General features: G+C 45.5%; 16 protein-coding genes. 8 read left to right on the top strand and 8 right to left on the bottom strand.

The genetic code is table 11. From position 1 onward, the window contains the following. The first annotated feature begins 9 nt into the window (after positions 1 to 9). The 3 genes from R7Q41_RS00625 to R7Q41_RS00615 all read left to right on the top strand — a co-directional run bounded on the left by R7Q41_RS00625 (position 10) and on the right by R7Q41_RS00615 (position 3931). Positions 10 to 2124, top strand: coding sequence for a type I secretion system permease/ATPase (locus tag R7Q41_RS00625; RefSeq protein ID WP_005374556.1), 2115 nt, complete (start codon positions 10 to 12; stop codon positions 2122 to 2124). A 493-nt stretch (positions 2125 to 2617) separates the two neighbouring features. After that, entirely contained in the window at positions 2618 to 3211 is a 594-nt protein-coding gene (locus tag R7Q41_RS00620; RefSeq protein WP_042522270.1) for a mechanosensitive ion channel family protein, read from the top strand. Between the two features lie 135 nt (positions 3212 to 3346). Next, positions 3347 to 3931: a flavodoxin family protein gene (locus R7Q41_RS00615; RefSeq protein WP_318144296.1), complete on the top strand. Its 585-nt coding sequence runs from the start codon at positions 3347 to 3349 to the stop codon at positions 3929 to 3931. Between the two features lie 63 nt (positions 3932 to 3994). Here the strand turns inward: R7Q41_RS00615 and R7Q41_RS00610 are convergent, their stop codons facing one another. After that, positions 3995 to 5620: an ABC transporter substrate-binding protein gene (locus R7Q41_RS00610; protein ID WP_213961652.1), complete on the bottom strand. Its 1626-nt coding sequence runs from the start codon at positions 5618 to 5620 to the stop codon at positions 3995 to 3997. 141 nt (positions 5621 to 5761) lie between these two features. Here R7Q41_RS00610 and mpaA point away from each other — a divergent pair, with 141 nt between their 5' ends. Beyond that, the gene (mpaA, locus tag R7Q41_RS00605) at positions 5762 to 6472 is read left to right on the top strand and encodes a murein tripeptide amidase MpaA (protein ID WP_318144295.1); all 711 of its coding nucleotides are present in this window, start codon (positions 5762 to 5764) and stop codon (positions 6470 to 6472) included. Between the two features lie 19 nt (positions 6473 to 6491). Here the strand turns inward: mpaA and R7Q41_RS00600 are convergent, their stop codons facing one another. Then, the gene (locus tag R7Q41_RS00600) at positions 6492 to 7343 is read right to left on the bottom strand and encodes an SIS domain-containing protein (RefSeq protein ID WP_258472187.1); all 852 of its coding nucleotides are present in this window, start codon (positions 7341 to 7343) and stop codon (positions 6492 to 6494) included. A gap of 242 nt (positions 7344 to 7585) precedes the next feature. On the opposite strand from R7Q41_RS00600, the gene murQ reads away from it, so the two are divergent. The 3 genes from murQ (at position 7586) to R7Q41_RS00585 (ending at position 11175) form a co-directional block, all read left to right on the top strand. Further along, positions 7586 to 8488 carry an N-acetylmuramic acid 6-phosphate etherase gene (gene murQ / locus R7Q41_RS00595; RefSeq protein ID WP_017635657.1) on the top strand — a complete coding sequence of 301 codons (903 nt, stop codon included), beginning with the start codon at positions 7586 to 7588 and terminating at the stop codon, positions 8486 to 8488. Between the two features lie 28 nt (positions 8489 to 8516). Next, positions 8517 to 9971: a PTS N-acetylmuramic acid transporter subunit IIBC gene (murP, locus tag R7Q41_RS00590; protein WP_025500819.1), complete on the top strand. Its 1455-nt coding sequence runs from the start codon at positions 8517 to 8519 to the stop codon at positions 9969 to 9971. A 148-nt stretch (positions 9972 to 10119) separates the two neighbouring features. After that, the gene (locus R7Q41_RS00585) at positions 10120 to 11175 is read left to right on the top strand and encodes a porin (protein WP_054729733.1); all 1056 of its coding nucleotides are present in this window, start codon (positions 10120 to 10122) and stop codon (positions 11173 to 11175) included. Positions 11176 to 11264: 89 nt separating this feature from the next. Here R7Q41_RS00585 and R7Q41_RS00580 read toward each other — a convergent pair whose 3' ends face one another. Both R7Q41_RS00580 and R7Q41_RS00575 read right to left on the bottom strand, forming a co-directional pair. Beyond that, positions 11265 to 11930: a peptidase E gene (locus tag R7Q41_RS00580; protein WP_042522286.1), complete on the bottom strand. Its 666-nt coding sequence runs from the start codon at positions 11928 to 11930 to the stop codon at positions 11265 to 11267. A 37-nt stretch (positions 11931 to 11967) separates the two neighbouring features. Then, the gene (locus R7Q41_RS00575; protein ID WP_054729736.1) at positions 11968 to 12879 is read right to left on the bottom strand and encodes a LysR family transcriptional regulator; all 912 of its coding nucleotides are present in this window, start codon (positions 12877 to 12879) and stop codon (positions 11968 to 11970) included. Between the two features lie 88 nt (positions 12880 to 12967). Here R7Q41_RS00575 and catC point away from each other — a divergent pair, with 88 nt between their 5' ends. Further along, positions 12968 to 13627 (top strand): type C chloramphenicol O-acetyltransferase, encoded by a 660-nt coding sequence (gene catC / locus R7Q41_RS00570; RefSeq protein WP_318144294.1) that lies wholly within the window; start codon positions 12968 to 12970, stop codon positions 13625 to 13627. A 56-nt stretch (positions 13628 to 13683) separates the two neighbouring features. Here the strand turns inward: catC and R7Q41_RS00565 are convergent, their stop codons facing one another. From R7Q41_RS00565 to R7Q41_RS00550, 4 genes are all read right to left on the bottom strand, one after another. After that, positions 13684 to 15363 carry a DUF342 domain-containing protein gene (locus R7Q41_RS00565; protein WP_053350126.1) on the bottom strand — a complete coding sequence of 560 codons (1680 nt, stop codon included), beginning with the start codon at positions 15361 to 15363 and terminating at the stop codon, positions 13684 to 13686. Positions 15364 to 15614: 251 nt separating this feature from the next. Continuing rightward, positions 15615 to 17642 (bottom strand): tRNA(Met) cytidine acetyltransferase TmcA, encoded by a 2028-nt coding sequence (locus tag R7Q41_RS00560; protein WP_318108549.1) that lies wholly within the window; start codon positions 17640 to 17642, stop codon positions 15615 to 15617. A gap of 105 nt (positions 17643 to 17747) precedes the next feature. Further along, a complete protein-coding gene (locus tag R7Q41_RS00555; RefSeq protein ID WP_005374504.1) occupies positions 17748 to 18722 on the bottom strand; it encodes a ParB/RepB/Spo0J family partition protein in 975 nt (324 codons plus the stop codon). 7 nt (positions 18723 to 18729) lie between these two features. Beyond that, positions 18730 to 19947, bottom strand: a complete 1218-nt coding sequence (locus R7Q41_RS00550) for an AAA family ATPase (RefSeq protein WP_005374503.1) — start codon at positions 19945 to 19947, stop codon at positions 18730 to 18732. Positions 19948 to 20469: the final 522 nt, after the last annotated feature.

Genomic DNA, 20469 nt, shown 5'->3' with positions numbered 1-20469 from the left:
TTATCAACGATGAAAGACCCTTTACTGAATTCGCTCATCTACGTTAGCCGTTACTATGGGTTAGCTAACTCGCCAGAAGCGCTAGTCAACGGACTACCGCTATCTGACGGTAAACTGACCCCATTTTTGCTACCAAGAGCAGCGGAAAGGGCCGGATTGGTTGCCAAGGAAAACCGCGCAGAGCTGGAGAGCATCTCTAGCCTAATTCTGCCGGCAATCTTAGTTCTTAAAGGCGGTGACTCTTGCGTTCTCAACAGCATCAATATGGAGAAACGCGAGGCCGAAGTCACCACCCTAGAAAGTGGAATGGTGCCGATCTCTATTCCATTAGAAGACCTACTTGAGCAATACACTGGTCGGTACTTTTTAGTTAAAAAGCAATTCCGTTTCGATGAGCGCTCTCCCGAAGTGCTCAAAACCAACGAAGGCCACTGGTTCTGGTCAACCTTGTGGCAGTCAAAACGCATCTACCGTGATGTTTTAATCGCATCACTTCTCATCAATCTCTTTGCGGTTGCCGCTCCGCTATTCACTCGCTTGGTGTACGACAAAGTGGTTCCGAATCTTGCGTTTGAAACCCTATGGGTACTAGCAAGTGGCATCTTTGTCGTGTTCCTGTTCGACTTCATTCTCAAGTCGCTGAGAAATTACTTCATTGATGTGGCGGGCAAGAAGTCTGACATTCTGATTTCATCCAAACTGTTCAGCAAAGTGATGGGGATTAGAATGGAATCGAAGCCGCCTTCGGTCGGTGCCTTCGCTCGCCATTTACAAGAATTCGAATCTATTCGAGAGTTTTTTACTTCAGCGACCGTCAGTGCTCTCATTGATTTGCCTTTTGCCATTCTGTTCTTAGTGATTATATGGCTAATGGCTGGCGATCTTGTGTATGTACCGATGGTGGGCGTGGTCATTTTGATTATTCACTCGCTACTGATACAAGGGCCGCTGCGTCGCTCCATAGAGGAGGGTTCACGCCTAGCATCGCAAAAATATGCCAATTTGATAGAGAGCCTGGCTGGGTTAGAAACCGTAAAAATGCTCAGTGCGCAAAGCCAATTCCAATACCGCTGGGAAGAGGCAGTTGCGCACATGGCGAACTGGAATATAAAAAGCCGCCGAATTACGGATAGCATTCAAAACGCGGCAGGTTTTGTGCAGCAAAGTAGTAACGTAGGGATGATCATCCTAGGCGTTTACTTAATTGCAGAAGGCGACTTAACCATGGGCGGTTTGATTGCCGCAACCATGCTTAGCGGCCGCGCGATTGGTCCTTTGGTTCAGTTATCCTTACTCTCTACGCGCTACAACCAAGCGAAGTCTTCTATGACAATTATCAATCAAGTCATGGAAATGCCGGATGAACAAGAAGAAGGTAAACGTTACATTCACCGCCCAATAGTACAAGGCAAAATTGAACTTGAACGCGTGACCTTCCACTACCCAGATTCACCGGTGGCGTCGATTCGAGATTTGAGCTTGACCATTAACCCAGGCGAAAAAGTAGCGATCATAGGCCGTATCGGTTCGGGTAAAACCACGTTAGAGCGTCTCATCATGGGCTTGTATCAGCCGACGGAAGGTCATGTTCGCATTGATGATACCGACATCGCACAGCTGCATCATGTCGACATTCGCCGTAATATTGGTTGTGTGCCGCAAGATTCGAATCTGTTCTTTGGTTCTATCCGCGACAACATTACGCTAGGTCGCCCATTAACCGATGACCGTGACGTACTAGACGCAGCGAATCGTGCCGGTGTTACTGCGTTTACGCAATCTGACCCAGCGGGGTTAGAACGCCAAGTTGGTGAAGGTGGTGCAATGCTTTCGGGGGGTCAACGTCAAGCAGTCACGATCGCTCGTGCATTTTTGGGTCGTCCTCCTGTTCTACTCATGGATGAACCAACCAGTGCGATGGATAACCGCTCAGAGATGCACATTAAGCATCAATTAGCACAGTTGAAACCTAGTGAAACGCTGATTCTGATTACGCATAAAACGTCTATGCTCGACATCGTTGATCGCGTAATTGTGATGGAAAAAGGCAGCATCATTGCAGATGGCCCTAAAGCGCAAGTGCTGAACGATTTGAAACAAGGCAAAGTGCGTGCGGTTAGCTAGCCTGAATTCACATTGATAAAAGACAAAGGCCCCGTTTGACTCATGTTTAACGGGGCTTATTTTATTGGGAGCCCGAGATAGTTAAGTTCTTCAAGCGCGACCCAAACGAGTACAAGGCCAACAATCACGAATAAAATCATAATCGCCTTTTCATCTTCTTCCATTTTTCAACGCCCTAAAAGCTATTTCAATTAATACACCTTAGGTTATCAGGACAAAAGTCATATTCAGCTCGTTTATGAGGAACTAGCATCATAGAATGTCGGATATGGGATACAGCTCAAAGAATGCTCTCTTCAAAATCACGTCAGCTTTGATTGAATATAAGTAATGAAGCCAAAGAGTTCGTAATGCTCACTAAGTCTTTGATTAACTTATATAGTACTCTGTGGTACCTCAACACAGAGACAAATGGTGTAAAGAAAAATTGTGATTACTTACAGCAAAAAATCAGCTATAAAAGCCGCTTTCTAGATATCGTCGAGATGAAGAAATGAATGATTGGATCCAATTAGAGCAAGTGAGCCAGTATTTCACTACGGGCTCCCTCGGTTACAAACTATTGATGGGCATTTTTGTCCTGATCGCGTATCGCATCCTGAAGAGGATTGTAAATAGAGCCATCCTAAATTTGGCAACAACGAAAGGTGTAAAAAAGGCTCGTTTGAGTTTTATTCAGCGCTGTTTCAATGTCGCGCTGCTATTTTTGACCGCCTCTATTTTTGCCATTATCACAGGTATTGGTTATGGCGATGTGTCTTTGTTCCTATCGTCCATTTTTGCCGTATTAGGTGTGGCGTTTATTGCGCAGTGGTCAATTCTGAGCAACATCACTGCCAGCTTTTTGATCTTTTTTGTCTTCCCATACCGAGTGGGTGACCGAATTAAAGTCGTAGATAAAGATGAAGACATCTGCGGTGAGATTCAAGAAATCAGTATGTTTCACGTGTTAATTAAGCACGACAACGGAAACTTAATCACTTACCCAAACAACCAGATTTTGCAAAAAGCAGTGCTAAAGCTGGCGAAAAACAAGCCAGAGCCAAGTAAAGTAAAATCTCGGATTTATACTCGCAGAAAGAAATAACCCACTAAAAAGCCGATGTATCTACATCGGCTTTTTAATGCACTTCTTTTTAAGTTTTAGTGTTGACCTCAACTTAGCTTGAGGTTTTAGCCTTAGTCGCACGATTAAAAATCAACAATGAAAAAAGGAACCATTGTGTCCAAAATTGCGATTATTTATTTCTCTAAAACCGACATTACTGGTCAGCTTGCTCGCGCGATTGCCGCAGGCGTTGAACAACAAGGCATTAAGCAGCAAGATGAATGTGAAATCCTCTCTCACCGAATTGAAGGCAGTGAGATTATTGAGGGACGTTTTGTGAACCCTAAACTAATGGATGAACTTGCTGAGTGTGATGCGATTATCTTTGGCTCACCGACCTATATGGGCGGTGTAGCAGCGCAGTTTAAAGCATTTGCAGATGCAAGCAGTGAATCTTGGTATTACCAAAAATGGGCGAGCAAAATCGCGGCTGGCTTTACCAGTGGTGGGGCAATGAATGGCGACCAATCTTGCACATTACAATATCTACAAACGCTCGCTAACCAACACGGCATGATGTGGGTCGGGTTGGATAAGATCAGCAATTCTGGGGAGCAAAACCTGAATCGTTATGGTGTACAAGGTGGTATTGTTGCACAAGGTGGTGAAGGTGGTCAGTTGCATGCTTCTGATGTTGCAACAGCGGAGTATCTTGGCAAACGAGTCGCTATGCTCGTGAACAAGCTCTCCACTCGCTAACAATAAAAAGAAGCCCCGTAAGATACATCTTCGGGGCTTCATATTTATCGATTGTTTTGAGCGCTACTTCTTGATGTAGAGGTCTTTCGAGTAGATACGACCTTCTACGTTGTTCTTGGCAAAACCGCCAACCGTAGGGCGAACCAAACGTGCTTGCATGTAATAATAGATTGGCGCGATGGGCATATCTGTCGCCAGCAACTGTTCAGCTTGGTCGTAAAATCCTTGGCGCGCTTTCTCATTGGTTGCAGCCAATGCACTGTTCATCGCGTTGTCGTACGCTTCACTGCTGTAACGTGCAAAGTTACCCGAGGAACCTGAGCGAAGTAAGCTCAGGAAAGTAGACGCTTCATTGTAATCACCACACCAGGAAGCGCGCATCACATCGAAATTGCCTTGTTTACGCGCCACTAAGTATGACTTCCACTCTTGGTTTTCTAACTCCACGTTTGCACCGAGATTTTTTTGTAGCATCGACGCTATCGCAACCGCGATCGATTTGTTTGCCTCACTGGTGTTGTACAACAATTTAAAATCGAGCGGCTTGTCTTGGCTGTAACCCGCTTCTTTTAACAACTGACGCGCTTTCTCGTCACGTTGTTGCTGACTCCACTTACTGTATTCAGGCGGCGTCGCATCAAACCCTGCGGTGTACTGATGCGCAAAAGTATAAGCAGGAAGGTTGCCCACTTGCGTGACACCATTCGTAATCACATCGCGCATGATGGAGTACGACACCGCTTGACGCACTCGCGCATCATCAAATGGCGGACGAGTGGTATTGAACGCGTAGTAATACGTGCACAGTAATGGCACCACCGTGTAAGCCTGCTTGTAATCTTGTTTAAGCTTCTGCGCCATATGAGTCGGCACATCGGACGTGATATCCAACTCTCCTGCCGCATAACGATTGATCGACGCGTTTTGGTTTTCAAACGGAATGTAAGTCACTCTGTTTAGATGCGTATCTGCGCTGTCCCAGTAACTTGGACTCTTAACCAGTTCAATGCGCTCATTCACGACCCACTTATCCAATGTGAATGCACCGTTGCTAACAAATTGGTCTGGATCGCTCCACGGCTTGTCGCGGTTTTCCACTGTCGCTTGATGCACTGGCATCATGGACGTGTGCCCAGTCATAGCAACAAAGTACGGCACTTGACTGTCCAACTCAAAACGTAGGGTGTATTTATCCACTGCCTTGATACCGAGATCGTCCAAAGGCTTTTTGCCCTCTGCTACATCGGTGATGTTTTTGATCTTGGTGAGTTTGAGATACCAAACATTTGGAGAAGCGGTTTTCGGATCTACCGCTCGGCGCAGTGAATAGACAAAATCATCCGCTGTCACAGGCTCGCCATTCGACCATTTCGCGTCTTTGCGCAAGTGAAAAGTAAAGGTTTGGTTGTCGTTGGTTTCCCATGATTCTGCCACACCGGGAATAATGTTTCCGTCACGATCTTGAATCACAAGCCCTTCAAATAAGTCACGAATCACATGCATTTCTGGCAGACCTTCGGCTTTCGCTGGGTCAAGCGTCGCCGCCTCTGCGTCATTCGCACGTACTAAATGCTGTTCTGTGGCAAGTTGAATGCCTTTAGGTAAGGTCTCCGCAGCAACTGATGTAGCAAGAAAAGGGGTGAATAAAGAGGAAATCAGCAACGCCGTTGAATGTTTTTTAAAATCCATATCGTTTTTCGTTCTCCTAACGCGTCTTGTGAAGCAAGTGCCACAATTAACATTTCAACCGTTGACGAGTTTAAACGGTTCAGTTTAGCTAGGTGTAATTAGCTTAGATATTGATACTACTTCATCAATCAGGAGATTACGGTGAGTCTAATTCCAAGAACGGAAAGAGCGGCATTTTTAATTCGGCCAACATCATACGGTCAATCCGTGCTTGGTGCGCCATTACTGTATTTTCCGGCTCAAGTCGAAAGTGCTTCGCGAGGTTTGATTTTGGCAGGCACTCACGGGGACGAGACGGCCTCGATTGCAGGTTTGTCCTGCGCGCTAAGAAGCTTGCCTGCTGATAACTTACGACATGATGTGATTCTGTCAATGAATCCTGACGGCAACCAACTAGGCACACGTGCAAATGCAAACCAAGTGGATCTCAATCGCGCGTTTCCAACCCAAAATTGGACTGAGTATGGCACAGTGTATCGATGGAGTTCTCACACCCCCGTTCGAGACGTAAAGGTGAAAACTGGCACTAAAAACCAGCTAGAGCCAGAAGTTAGCGCATTAATTAACTTGATTGAACTGCGCAAGCCAAAGTTTGTGGTGTCGTTTCATGAACCGCTTGCTTTTGTGGATGATCCCAAACATTCCGACCTTGCCAAATGGCTCCACGAGCAGTTCCAACTGCCAATCGTTGACGATGTCGACTACGAAACACCCGGCTCATTCGGCACTTGGTGTAGTGAACGTGATTTACCTTGCATCACGTTGGAATTGCCCGCGATTTCTGCCGATCTCACCATTGAAAAACATCTCTCTGCTTTTATTGCTTTGCTGAGGCACGATCCGGATCTCTAGTCCGCTGTTAAACAAGCGATCATGTGAGGATCTGTTTGATGTCGGTACTGATATCGCTGATCAACTGACGGGCACTGTCGTCTCTTTGCTGAACCAAGATGATAAACAGCAAATCGGTGATCACGTTTTGCGCGGTACGCGAAGCAATGGATGAGCTGCGATGTTCCGTTTCATTGGCAATCGTATCAAACGTAATATCGGCAATACCGCGCAAGCGACTTCTTCCAGGCGCAGATAACGCAATCACCTTCGCGCCCTGCTCTTTTGCCGCTTCTGCCGCGACGAGAATTTCTTTGCGCTCACCCGAAAACGAGATTGCGATCTGAACATCTTCTGGAGAGAGGGTACGAGCAACAGCAATCTGCACGTGGCTGTCTTGTTCAGAAAGCGCCGTAATACCAAGTTTAAGCAGTTTAAAGCTTAAATCCTTCGCGGTCAGTGCAGAGCCCCCAATCCCGACCACTTGCACTCGACGCGCTTCACTCAACCATTTCACCGCTTGGTGACACACTTCGTAAGACAGCGTATTGGTGGTTTGAAACATAGCATCTGTTTTTGCTTTCACCAGTTTCTGTGAAATAACCGCGATGGGATCATCTGCCAAAATATCACTGTGCAACGGTGTCGACCCCATCGCATGCTTACGGCCAATCTCTTCATTCAGAGCTAACTTAAACTCGCTGTAACCTTTAAAGCCGATACGCTGAGTAAATTTCACAATGCTCGATTGACTCACTTTTACTTGCGCCGCAAGTTCTTGGCTGGTGAGCAGCGCCGCCTTTTCTGCGTTTTCAACAATCCAATCGCCAACCAAACGACCGCTTTGCGAAAGCTGAGTACGCCTCGCGACTATCCTATTGATAACTGACACAACAAAAACCTCAAAAACTTTAAATAAATTATTCCAAAACAGAAATAATAGGCGTTTGATTTAACCCCCTGATTATTCTAACCAAGACAGTTAATCCCGGATGTAATAGACGTATATTTTCTCTCATTATTCCAAATTTCTCCTGCATAAAGAATAACCTCAAGTGTGATTTTTATCACCAAACCTGAATATTTTATTCCATAAAATCGCCCTCAGATTGAACATTACGAAGAGTGCAAAACATGAAAATTGATTTAAGCAGATTGGTGACAGAAAGCCGTAACCCAGCCAGTGCCGAGATCGATACGCTTTCGACCATCGAGATGCTGCAAGTCATTAATGAAGAGGATCAAAAAGTCCCGCTCGCGGTAAAAGCGGTGCTACCACAAATTGCAGAGACAGTTGACGCAATTACCCAAGCTTTTGCAAATGGTGGCCGTTTAATTTACATGGGAGCTGGTACATCAGGTCGCTTAGGAATTCTTGATGCAAGCGAGTGTCCTCCTACCTACGGCACGCATCCAGATATGGTGATTGGCTTAATTGCTGGTGGACATCAAGCGATTTTAAAAGCGGTAGAAAACGCAGAAGACAACGCGAAAATGGGTCAAGACGACTTAAAAGCACTTCACCTCACCAAGCATGACGTGGTTGTAGGCATTGCAGCGAGTGGCCGTACACCTTATGTACTAGGTGGTTTGGACTACGCTAAATCCATCGGAGCCACGACCGCATCTATCGCCTGTAATCCAGAATGTGCCATGGCAGAAGCGGCCGACATCGCGATTCTGCCGATAGTTGGCGCAGAGGTTGTCACTGGATCTTCTCGCATGAAAGCCGGCACCGCACAAAAACTGGTGCTAAACATGCTCACGACAGGCGCAATGATTCGTAGCGGTAAGGTATTTGGCAACTTAATGGTGGATGTAGAAGCCACTAACGCCAAGCTCATACAACGCCAAACCAACATTGTTGTGGAAGCAACCGACGCATCAAAAGAAGAAGCAGAGCGAGCATTAAATGCCTGCGGTCGCCACTGCAAAACCGCCATCTTAATGATTTTGGCCGATTTGGATGCCGAACAAGCCAAATCACGCCTCGCCGCGCACAACGGCTTTATTCGCGCAGCACTAAATAATAACTAAATAATCCGAGTTCTGAAGGATAGACCCTATGGCAAAAATAACTTCAAACACAGTATCGCAGTTGCTGTCCGCAGTGGGTGGCAGTAGCAACGTAAGCAAATGTGGTAACTGTATGACGCGTTTGCGTTTATCGCTCGCCAACAATGGCTTGGCTGATCAATCAGTTATCAAGCAAATTCCCGGCGTAATGGGTGTGGTGGAAAGCGATGAGCAGTTTCAGATCATTCTCGGTCCCGGAAAAGCTCAACAAGCGGCTGAGATGATGAATCAATTGATCGACAGCTTAACCTCTGGTGACAGTGAAGAAGCAGATATGCCGCAACAAGATCTTTCTGCCGTCGCAGCCGAGCAGAAAAAACAGATGAAGAGTAAGCAAACCAGTGCGGTTCAGCGTTTTTTAAGCAAGTTTGCCACTATCTTTACGCCGTTGATCCCTGGTTTTATTGCCGCTGGTTTGTTGCTAGGTTTTGCGACGTTATTGGAACAAATGTTTGTTCTCGACCAGACACCAAGCCAGTTTATGTTGGATCTGATCGCCTACATGAAAGTCTTTGGTAAGGGTCTGTTTGCTTTCCTAAGTATTCTGATTGGTTACAACGCGCAGCAAGCATTTGGCGGCTCTGGTGTTAATGGTGCCATTCTCGCCTCTTTGTTTGTGCTGGGTTACAACCCAGAGGCGACATCCGGCATTTACTCTGGCATGAACGAGTTTTTCGGCTTTGCGATTGATCCGCGCGGCAACATTATCGGCGTACTTTTAGCAGCGATCATCGGTGCACAAGTCGAGCGTAAGGTTCGTCAATACATGCCAGATGATCTGGACATGATCTTAACGTCCGTTATCACTCTATTGATCATGGGTGCGGTAACCTTCTTGATCATCATGCCGATCGGCGGCGAGCTGTTTAAAGGGATGTCTTGGTTGTTCCTCAACTTGAACGATAACCCATTAGGCGCTGCAATCTTGGCAGGTTTGTTCTTAATTTCTGTGGTATTTGGCATCCACCAGGGTTTTGTTCCAGTGTACTTCGCATTGATGGAAGCACAGGGCTTTAACTCGCTATTCCCTATCCTGGCGATGGCAGGTGGCGGTCAGGTTGGCGCGTCAATGGCGCTGTATTTCAAAGCCAAAAAAGACGCTCTACTGCGCACCCAAGTTAAAGGCGCTATTATTCCGGGTCTTCTAGGCATTGGCGAACCATTGATTTACGGCGTGACATTACCACGCGTAAAACCATTCGTTACCGCTTGTATTGGTGGTGCTGCGGGCGGCTTCTTTATCGGTTTAGTTTCTTACCTTGGCTTACCAGTTGGTCTTAATACGGTGTTTGGCCCGTCCGGTATCGTGGCGATTCCTCTCATGACATCTGAAAATGGCATCTTCCCAGGCATGATGGTGTTTGTTGCCGGCCTGCTTATCTCTTACATCGTCGGCTTCCTCGCGACTTACTTCTTTGGCTGCAAAGACGTCGATTTAAGCTAAATCATTCTTCCCCTATAGGAATGGACTAGCTCGCGCCCTTGGCAAACAAGGGCGCACCCTCTCTCTACTTCACGACAATTTTTCTTATTCCGTTACTCGGAAGGGGCTTTGTCGTATCTAAAACAATAGAAATGAAAGGTCGTTAATCATGAAAAAGCACATTTTGACTCTACTTCTCCCTACATTGATGGCATCAAACGCAATGGCAGCGCAGCTGTATCAAGCAGAAGATGGGTCAGTTTTAAATATTTACTCTCGTCTTGGTTTCAATGTCACCAGTAAAAATGACGAGCACGGCGATGCAAATGGCGAGTTTGATGGCCGTATTGGTTTAAACGGTTCACAAACCATCAACGAGTACGCGTCGATCATCGGCCAAGCGCAATACCAAGTGGGTGCAGCTGAATACGCAAACCAAGTAAACGACAAACCGTCTCTGACCGCGCGTTATGTATGGGCGGGGATTGATGCGAAAAATTATGGTCGCATTACAGGTGGTCGCGTGGCATCTGGATTGATTATGTTTACCGACATTGGTGATGTATTCGCCTCTTCCGATGTTTCTATGGCGCGCCAAGCGAATAAAGTCGACAAAACCGCGACGCAAGTTTTCCGTCAAGATGGCACGCTGCAATACCAAAACAACCTAGGTAATTTCGATTTTTCTGTCGCGTACATTTTAGGAAACAACACTTCTGAGCTCGACTACGGTTACAACACTGCACTGCGTTATACGCTAGACATGGGAAATTTGGGTACCTTGGCACCAGTGGTGGCGATGCAGAAGAATAAAGGTGATGCACGTGAAAGCAACGACACCGATTACACATTCTGGGGTGCAGGTACGCGTTACTACCTAGGTGATTTGATGTTGGGTGCGTTGTACTCGGAAGATGAACTAGAGGGCTATTACTCACAAACCAGTACCGACAAAGTGATGGAACTAACGGCGGTTTACAGTGTAAATGACAAATGGGTACTGCGTGCTGGTTATCGTTCTTTAGAAAACAGTGATGGTGACGAGCTAGAGCTGAAAGATACAACGCTAGAAGTGCAATACAAACTGACGCCTCGTTCTTCTATCTACACAAACTACGTTGATCGTAACGGCTCGCGTGGCTACAGCAATGGACAAGAAGTCTCGTTTGGCGGTGCGCACGCAGACGAAAGCTACTACCACTTAGGTCTACGTTACGAGCTGTAAGCACGATACTTAATGTAAGTTAGCTGAATCCATGAGCTTCTTCTGTGTCCGGTCAGTAGTTATTGCCTTTAATGCTGATTTGAAGAAGCTCACCCTCGCCATATGTTTTCTTCGTTACCTGTTTTAACCAACACGCCTGCATCAGGGAAGCTGGTGACAGTAGCTAACAATTTTCCATCAACAAAGTGCAATGCCGCATAATCGTGAATGCCATAACAAGTGATGCTCGGTTGAGAACGAGCAAAGGCTTGGAAAACCTCGAACTTCTCACCTACATGAGAAAAATGCGCCGCAGCCAAACCGTCAATAAATCCAAGACAACGCATAACTTGGTATGCTTCGGGATCACTGTCTGTCACCGCAAACTCAAACCAACAAATTGCACCAGCGCTCATGCCACAAATGATGATGCCTTGTTCATAACACTGCTTGAGTATTCTATCGATTCCCCATTCGCGCCAAATGGCCAACATCGAACGCGTATTACCGCCACCGACGTAAATGATGTCTTGTTCAAATAGCGTTTCTTTCCAACCAGCTTCAAACTTAAACAGCGGAAAATGGGTCACGTTTTCACTAAGCTTCGCATCGTAAAAACGTTCAATCACTTCATCGGCATCTCCCGTGGCTGTAGGTAGAAAACAAATGTTTGGATTCTCCTTACCAGACAAAGACAAAATGTATTGATCGAGCGGGCTCGGATTCTCTCCCATCATCCAGCCCCCACCGCCAATCGCAATACAGTGTTTTCGCATTCCTTTGCTTCCTCAATTGTTGCTAAGTTTGTTGTCGCTATTCGCCGACAGAATATATGTTCCTAAAGTGATCAATGAACGCTCGCGTTCTTCTTGGTAAGTGCTCACGTTTTGGGTAAAGCAGATAAAGCGGCAAAATCGCATCCGTTTGCCATTCTGGCAGCAAACTCACGAGTTGTTCTTTTTGTGCAGGGTCGAGTTTAGCCAGTGCAAATTCATCTAACATGGCTACACCACAGCCAGTCAAAGTAGCATCCAACATGGACTGGACAAGATTAAAACTCAGCGTACTTTCTAACTCAATGCTGCACTGCTGTTGAGTTTGCTTATGCGTAAACGTCCACTTGTCTAACACCAAGTCACTACTTTTATAAAGGATGTGCTCTAAGTCACCAAGCTCCTCTGGCGTACTTACATTTGGTTTATCAGCTAAATACGAGCGATGAGCGATCGGTTTACAGTGTAAAGTGCGTAGCTGATGGCCGACGTATCCCTCTGGGGGAGTATCGGTAAAGTAGAATGCGATATCAAACCCAGCCTCAATCAAGTCGAGAGGTGTCTCTGTGAAGATCACTTCAACACTCACTTGTGGATGTTGCAATCGAAACTCGATCAATGTTTGGCTGAGTAACGCAGCTCCGAAAGAAGCGGACGCCGCTATTCTCAATTTTCCCGATACGATCTCGTTTGCCATGACTTGCTCATTGATCTGCTCAGCGCCTTCGAGCAGTTGCTTTACCTGCTGATAAAACCGCAAACCATCGTAGGTCAAATTAAACTGGCGCGTAGTTCGCTGAATAAGCTGCACCGACAATATGTCTTCAAGCTGTTTAAGTTGCCGACTTACATGCGCATTCGAACAATTCAGTCGCTTTGCTGCACCAGCAATACTTCGTTCCTCACACAAAGCGACGTAAAGTGGTACGTAGCTGAGCCATTTTATTTCCATACAGTAATTCTGAATCTCTAAAATCAAACTACTGGAAATAATAGAAAGCCTCTAAACTCTGTACAACCTAAATTTGAAAGGATGAGTTATGAGTGTTTTCGACACGTGGTTAAAAGGTCAAGTCATTAAAGATCACATCACTAATCCCAATATCATCGTTGGCGATTACAGCTATTACTCGGGCTTCTATCATCAAAAAAGCTTCGAAGAGCAAGCAGTACGCTACTTGTTGGGTGACCCCGTCACACTTCAAGAATGGCAAAGTAGAGAACCCGAAAGCATCGACAAATTAATCATTGGCAAGTTTTGTTCCATCGCTTCTGGAGCCACCTTCATGATGGCAGGAAACCAAGGTCATCGCATTGACTGGATTTCGACCTTCCCCTTCTCTCCTGAAGAATTTGGAGAAGGCGTACAAGACGGTTTCGAGCGTGCCGGAGACACGGTGGTGGGGAACGACGTTTGGATTGGCAGCGAGGCGATGATCATGCCCGGAGTAAACATCGGCGATGGAGCCGTCATCGGAGCACGCACCGTAGTGACGAAAGACGTCCAACCTTATTCGGTGGTGGTTGGAAACAACCAAGTCGTACGTCAACGATTCAGCGATAAAGAGATTGAAACTCTACTCAATATCCAATGGTGGAACTGGCCAATAGAACACATTAAACAAGCAATGAAAGTAATGTGTAGCAGCCAAGTCGGTGCGCTTGCGGACTACTATCAAGAGCACATTGTCGATTTGTAGATAAACAAAAGCCCACACATCTTGTTGCGACGTGTGGGCTCAGTGAGTAAGAAAGCTTAAACCGCAGCGACGTCCTCTTCTTCCAAGTTCGCCGAGACTTTAATTTCGTATTGATTGAAACGGAACGAACAACCGCCATGAGTACGCTTTGTCGTTACTTGCTCGTCGCCAAACTGTACCGTCACGCGAGTGAAGACACGCTCTTTGGCTTCGACAATATTTTCTTCTAACGCGACTTCAAAGTCATGTTCCGTTTGTTCTAGCTTTTGCTTTATCGCTTCAAGCTGCTCGTTGTTTTGTGTTTTCATCACATCAATCTGAGCTTGTTCTTCGTCGGTACGTTCGGCTTTAGGACGTTTCTTAAATTCGAGCTCTTTACGAATCACATCCATCGTGCCTTCTTGAGCGCGTTTGTATTGATCTTTGAGCTCTGCTAATCGCTCCTTAAATGCAGAATAGCGCGCGAACGCTTCTACCTTAGTGGCGGTGTCGCCTTCTACGCCCAATTGTAAGCACACCACCTTGTCACCGACTTTTGCATCTCCGCCGCTGAGCGTACCGTTCCTACCGTTCGCATCCAGCACCGTCAGATTGCGCCCACAAACAATATCGTTATTCATGCTGTGCACCGCCAACTCAATATCTTCGCCGGCTTGCAAATCACAATATTGGGCGTAGCTGGCACGAATCGAACCTTTGGCTTTGACGTGACAACTCTTTGGCTGGCCATCACTCACGGTGTGGCCAATGATCCCTTTACCAACTTGGATGTCGTCTTGCGCTTGTACGTCAGCCGATTCAATGAAGCCGCCTACAGTAATAGAACCCGTCGCTTTAACAATCATTCCGGATTCGATGTTGCCACCGATAATCACATTCCCTTTGAATTTCACGTGGCCTGTATTCACGCCAACGCTATTGAGGCAGAGTGCGTTATCAACTTCGATGGTTTTGTCTTTAATCAGAGGCGTACCGGATACCGATGCAATCAATAGGTTTGGGTCTTGCTTGCTAATCTCAGTGCCTTTGCCCGGCTTCATTGGGCTGTCTTTTCCGGCTTGCGGAGGAATCACTCGCCCTTGAACAGTAAAACCAGGCGTACCTTTGGTCGCAGGCGTGCGGCGCATCACCTCATCGCCTACGTCAACCGCGATAGTTTCACCGAGGTTACGTAAATCAATTTTGTCGCTAGCAGATTGGCCGTCTTTGGGTTTGAGGATGCGTTTGGTGATGTCTTTAACAAGAGGAGTAAAAAGAGCGTCTTTGCCTTTGATAGGTTGCTTACCAACCGCTACAGGTTGAGAAAAAGTTTCGCCGGGTTTGAGCTGAGTGCTGACAACCAACACTTTCTTCAAAGCCAGTTTGTTGATGCCTTTCGAAACTCGCGCTTGAGCAAGGGCTTGAACAATCTCGGGGCCACGTAAACCTCGGCCTCCGTACGCGCCGACAACGTTCATACTGGCGAGCATGTCATTATTCGATAATTCAACCTCAACTTGCGCGTTGCGTTTTTCCGCAATGACGATGCCTTCGTAGGCCTCGGCTTTACGTTCTTTGGCGCAGTTAATGAATCTCACGACTTCCCCCTCAACAACAAACATCTTTTCAGCGTTCATTGCGACGAGCTGCTCGTTTAATTCATTTTGATTTAGCTCACCACCGAGGTCCACTTCTCCCGGAAGACGGGCTATCACCTTGGTCTTATCTTCAGATAACTCAAGACACAGCTTCCACATACCCTTACCACTTTGCTTCCCATCAACACTTTCAGTCTAACCAAATCCGTTTTCTGAACAAACCTCGCATTTCTTATTATAGGGCTCACGTCACTAAAGAAAGTAATCCATCAATAACGGTTAAACAGCATATTAAGAGAAAACTCGATTTAACCTAAAGCTCAATCAAAATACACGCTGAAACAAAAAGGAGCTGGATTTACAGTGTAAAATCAGCTCCCAATAATTTCATTTACAGTGTAAATTTCCCTTTATTGTTTACAGTGTAAATCGCTCCAAATGTGCCTTACTTCGCCCCTTAACTGCTGCTCAACTTGCCTTCTTCCAGGTAAACCAAATTGCTGAGCACATTCAGTCCAACTACGGTTAAGAAAAAGCTTACTGATCATCAAGTCGGAAGCGGAGTTCAAACCTAAGTTAAGTAACCACTGCTGAAGCCACACAGACACAGACTCATAACTGTTACCACCATCAGCATAACATTCAATTAGTAATAACTTAGCGGGATGAAGTGGACTCATTCCCAAAGGTTGCGGCAATAGAGCTCGAAAAATAGGGGCTTCTAATTTTGGATAGACGTCAGCCACATTGTTAGACAACATTTCTTCAAATAGCGCCTGAGATTGGTCGACCCAAACCGTCTGTTGGGAATCACAAGGTTTGACCATCAAGACTGAATAACAACCGCTAGCAGCATCGCGCATTGACCCTAAGCGAATTGTACGGAAGTTCGATTGTCGCCAGAAATAGAGCAACTCTTCCGTCGCACCAAAACTCGTGGATAAGTAGGCAATGTGTTTAGCAGCCATTTGCTCAAGTTGCTGCAGAATTTTTTGACCAATGCCTTTTCCTTGCAATGCTGGATGAACCGCAATTCTCATGACTCGTAGCGTCGATAGATTCGCGACATTCGGAAATCCTAGGTGGTTTGCAATCGTAATGGGGGCTAAGTGTCCTTTAGGACGACGCTTACCAAGCTGGATTTCTTCAATCAATTCATCGTCAAGGCCCCCCTCTTCGACCGCTAATATCACCCCCACAACCGCATTATCTTGCTTAGCAAAATAGAGCTGAATGTTGTCGTCTTGCAAAAGGTGAATCAAATCATTCGGCGAGGTCTGATAATGAGCATTCACCAAAAGAGCGAAGCACTCACGCAGCAAACTAGGCTGCGATATCAAATAGTTCTTATCGGCTTTAGAAAGGGAAATTGAGTCGACCTGTTTAAGTTGATGGTGCGTTAACTCCGCATCCAACAAAAACGCGTCATAGAGCCATGATTCAAGCGCATCATTCATGCTCCAGCGGATGGGCTGTGTCATGTGCCATGTTTTCATTCCCGAACGCTGTTTCTGAAGCCAATCAACAAATTTAATCGTAAAGCCCCGGCCACAACCTTCATAACCGTGAATAGTCGTAGAAAAAACGAGTCGATGATAATGTTCGGTAATGCTTTTGAGCATAGGAACTGGAATTGCAGCCGCTTCATCGACAAGTAACAAATCACATTCAGGTCGACTCAATAATAGTTCATCTGGAGCAATGAATTGAATGGATCCCTGCCCTGATTCTAATCTGTCCTTCCTAATACGCTGCGCATTAGGAAGTAGCCGCAAAGCATGCAGGTAAACAGGCTCAACGGCTTTTATAGATGGTGCCGTAATTAAGATTCTAAGTGGCTTCTGCTGTAATAAGCTCGCACACGCAATGCCGAGGGCACTTGTTTTTCCGCGCCCACGATCAGCGGTCAAAACTAACGGTCGCTTTCGATGTCCAGTTACCACCTTTTCAATTAGAGAAATGGCATGTTCTTGTTCCGTGTAGTGGCTTTCTTTTTCTGCTTGCTTGATGTCTGGAGCCGTTGGCAATGGTTTGTCTTGCTCAATAACAACGTGCTTCTCCCATTGTTTGTGCATCCATTGCTGAGCAAAATTCGCATTTTGTCGCAGCTCAGTAATGACAATAAGAAAACCGCCGCCAACCAATGAGCCAAGCGCGGCGGTAAAACTATTTGCATCAAAGCCATTTCGAGTATCAAACAATAGAACGTCACACTCTCTGCCTAGCAACATGTGCCCTTGTTTAGACGAAACGCTGGATACGTTTTTCAAACCAAAATCACCAACAGAAAACCAACGTTGATGGCGCTGCGTTTTATGGAACTCTGACATCAACGCATTTTGCCAAGAAGCCTCGCCTTGAATGACAACACCAATCCTTTGGAAAGATTGGTGAGCTTGATGTTGAAGTGATGAAAGGAAATCAGATTGTGTCTGCATTTTGTCTATCCAACGTTGAACTGACGTAATGGTATCACATCTTTAATTTGACGCTTCTCAGATATAAAAAAACCGCCCGGAGGCGGTTGATTCAATCATCATTTGTTATTGCAGTTTGGTTTGTACAAACGCAAGAATCTCTTCCATTAAGCTGTCGTCAACTTTCTTCAAGTTCAACGCCAGGCTGCTACCTTTTCGGCTATAGCTTGCTCGACCTTTAACTAAGTCGACTTTTTCCGTCTTCTTACCAGGCTTTGCTGGTGCAAGTTCAGTAATCCAATTTTCGATGCTTTCCGTGACTTCTTTTGTCAGACGAGCAACGCCTTGAGCTGTGCTTCGCTGCCATAAAAACCCTTCGCTAGAGCGACATTTATCTAACAGCTCTTGCTGCTGCTCCGGCGTTAGCGTTGAAAACTGTTTGTGCAGTTTCACGATTGTTGGACGACCGAGATCGCCAACATTCGGATACGCTTGAAGCAGTTCTAACGGTAATGCTGCGGCTTTTAAAGCGCCACTTACCAACGCTTCACTGCACTGGAACATTTTTGCCAATGCTTTCTGATCCTCAGCTTCACCACTATCAAGCTTAGCCTGCATCTCTTTCCCTTTTTCATATAAAGAGAGCGGTTTGTGAGCATTTGCCACATCAGACAAAAACTTAGCATGGTCAGTATTGATGTTGTCAGCAACATAAACCAAAAAATCTTGTTCAGCGAGGATACAAGACATGCGACGACGGCTACCATCTAAAACTTCAATCTTGCCATCTTCAGTTCTACGACCCACTGCTGGATATTGTTGGCCACGCTCTTTGAGTGTGACTAAAACATCAGATAAAGCATGTTCGTTTAAGAACGATTGCTCACGAGCGTTATCAACAAATACTGTTGTTTCTGTCGCAACTTTATTTGCAGGAATACGCACAAGTTCAAACTGAACAATATTTTCACCTGCAACTGCTAGTTCAATCGTTTGAGCTTTCTCTTTTGCCGCAGTTTGCGCCTCTTGCGGAGTCACAACACGACGCTTATTCGTTTTGCCAAATAATTTCGCGTTTAATTCAGACGTTTTCAAAGCCATTTACTTATTACCCCTGATTCAATGACGGCCAATTAGAGTGCAGCACACGCTCTAATTCCAGTGCGCTTTTATGAACAGCGTCTTGCGCGGTGGCTAGTGTCTTCTTACCGCCTTCAAAATCGCTTACTGTCAGATCAAATACTGTGCTGTAGGTATCGGCACAGGTTTCAAACGCACGGCTACGAGGAATAGTAGCCATCATAACTTGGTCACCTAGAAGATAGTTCATTTCAGTTAAAACAGAAACTTGCTTCTTATTGTCGTCCTCAAACATGGTTGGCATCAAGCGAACAAACTCAAGACCATTCCAGTCCTCCGGGAACATTTCATATACCGTAGGCAAATGCTGGAAGAAGTTTACTGTTGAAGCCCAGTCCAGACGCTTAGCCGCACAAGGAATGAGCAAGGCATTTGATGCATACATCGCATTCCATACTAATGGGTCAACGTGTGGACCGGTATCAATCATAATGATATCGAAGTCATCAGCAATTTTATCAATCAGTTGCTCTTTCAGCAGACGGACGATATCGAGTGATGGGTCTTCAGATAGCGTTTGCCATGCTTCCGCATTAAACATCGCGTCTTCTGGAAACGCTGAAATCGACTTTAAGTTCGGATATTGCGTTGGCAGCAATACGTTTTTACGTAAAAATTCACTGTCAATTTCCACACCATCAGGCACGTTACCCAACATAATGTCTACCGCAGAATAGATATTATCATGCTCTGCCATGCTGATTTGCGGGTTAAGGAATAAACGTAGCGAGCCTTGTGGGTCTAAGTCGATTAAACAAATACGGTATCGTTTATCCAAATTTAGCGCTAAACATGCCGCTAAATGAACCGCGGTCATTGATTTACCTGTACCGCCCTTTTGGTTCTGCACATTAATAATCCAAGGTTTGTTACCTGAATTCTTTTTACGCTCATGAAATTTAGGCACTTCAGCCGCATCCATGAGCATGTGTGCTTCTTCTAACGTAATTGAATAATGATTCGCGTTGTTTTTAGTAAATTGATGCCCAGCGGCTTCCATTTTACCAATCGCGTCGTCGAGCTTACGGCGAGTTAGACCAGAACGGGTTTCCATCATCGCTTTCGACATTGGTGGGAAGTAGTTATCGCTTCGCTCTTCTAAAACAATTTCAATACGGTCAGCTTGAACCTGCTGAGTCAGCTCCGCTAACTCAAGAAGGTTTTCAATCGTTTTTTCTCTTTTCATGCCAAATTCCGTTGGAAGGATTTATAATTGCAATTGTACAGCAGTAAAGACCAAAAACAACAAAAAGGTGCACGAACATTTTGAATTACCATCACATAAAAAAACACCCAAATCGACGCTTTTATGATTTATGGTCAAAAAGATAACTATTTTTAATCAAATAATCTTCTCATAAGTGGACACCTAAACTTAAAAATAAAAAGTGTTACAGCGTCACTCATTTACAATGTAAATCAATTTTCTACCGGAACGATTATAATCTTAAGCTAAATTACGGGTTATGTTAAACCAACCTAATTTAAACGATAAATAGTAAGTAATATCGGAACAATAAAGACCTGAACACCTTGATCATGTCTCCGAGCAAAATAGGGCAGTTCCAGCGAAACATCTATGGAAGTATGATCAAGGTATGCTTATGATCATGCTTCCGTGTTAATAAGCAAATCCGAAAGCATGATCATGGAAAAATAGAGCAGAGTACGGTGTAAACACGCAAATAAAATAAGATCCATTAATCGG

Source organism: Vibrio sp. 2096 (assembly GCF_033339595.1).
GTDB lineage: Bacteria > Pseudomonadota > Gammaproteobacteria > Enterobacterales > Vibrionaceae > Vibrio > Vibrio alginolyticus.
The sequence above is the reverse complement of the archived record's forward strand: the minus strand, read 5'-3'. Positions and strand labels throughout refer to the sequence as shown.

What these genes read in the sequence shown, in the direction of transcription:
- R7Q41_RS00625 (WP_005374556.1), top strand. Translation starts at nt 10, where the DNA reads ATGAAAGACCCTTTACTGAATTCGCTCATCTACGTTAGCCGTTACTAT.
- R7Q41_RS00620 (WP_042522270.1), top strand. Translation starts at nt 2,618, where the DNA reads ATGAATGATTGGATCCAATTAGAGCAAGTGAGCCAGTATTTCACTACG.
- R7Q41_RS00610 (WP_213961652.1), bottom strand. Translation starts at nt 5,620, where the DNA reads ATGGATTTTAAAAAACATTCAACGGCGTTGCTGATTTCCTCTTTATTC.
- murQ (WP_017635657.1), top strand. Translation starts at nt 7,586, where the DNA reads ATGAAAATTGATTTAAGCAGATTGGTGACAGAAAGCCGTAACCCAGCC.
- murP (WP_025500819.1), top strand. Translation starts at nt 8,517, where the DNA reads ATGGCAAAAATAACTTCAAACACAGTATCGCAGTTGCTGTCCGCAGTG.
- R7Q41_RS00585 (WP_054729733.1), top strand. Translation starts at nt 10,120, where the DNA reads ATGAAAAAGCACATTTTGACTCTACTTCTCCCTACATTGATGGCATCA.
- R7Q41_RS00580 (WP_042522286.1), bottom strand. Translation starts at nt 11,930, where the DNA reads ATGCGAAAACACTGTATTGCGATTGGCGGTGGGGGCTGGATGATGGGA.
- R7Q41_RS00575 (WP_054729736.1), bottom strand. Translation starts at nt 12,879, where the DNA reads ATGGAAATAAAATGGCTCAGCTACGTACCACTTTACGTCGCTTTGTGT.
- catC (WP_318144294.1), top strand. Translation starts at nt 12,968, where the DNA reads ATGAGTGTTTTCGACACGTGGTTAAAAGGTCAAGTCATTAAAGATCAC.
- R7Q41_RS00565 (WP_053350126.1), bottom strand. Translation starts at nt 15,363, where the DNA reads ATGTGGAAGCTGTGTCTTGAGTTATCTGAAGATAAGACCAAGGTGATA.
- R7Q41_RS00560 (WP_318108549.1), bottom strand. Translation starts at nt 17,642, where the DNA reads ATGCAGACACAATCTGATTTCCTTTCATCACTTCAACATCAAGCTCAC.
- R7Q41_RS00555 (WP_005374504.1), bottom strand. Translation starts at nt 18,722, where the DNA reads ATGGCTTTGAAAACGTCTGAATTAAACGCGAAATTATTTGGCAAAACG.
- R7Q41_RS00550 (WP_005374503.1), bottom strand. Translation starts at nt 19,947, where the DNA reads ATGAAAAGAGAAAAAACGATTGAAAACCTTCTTGAGTTAGCGGAGCTG.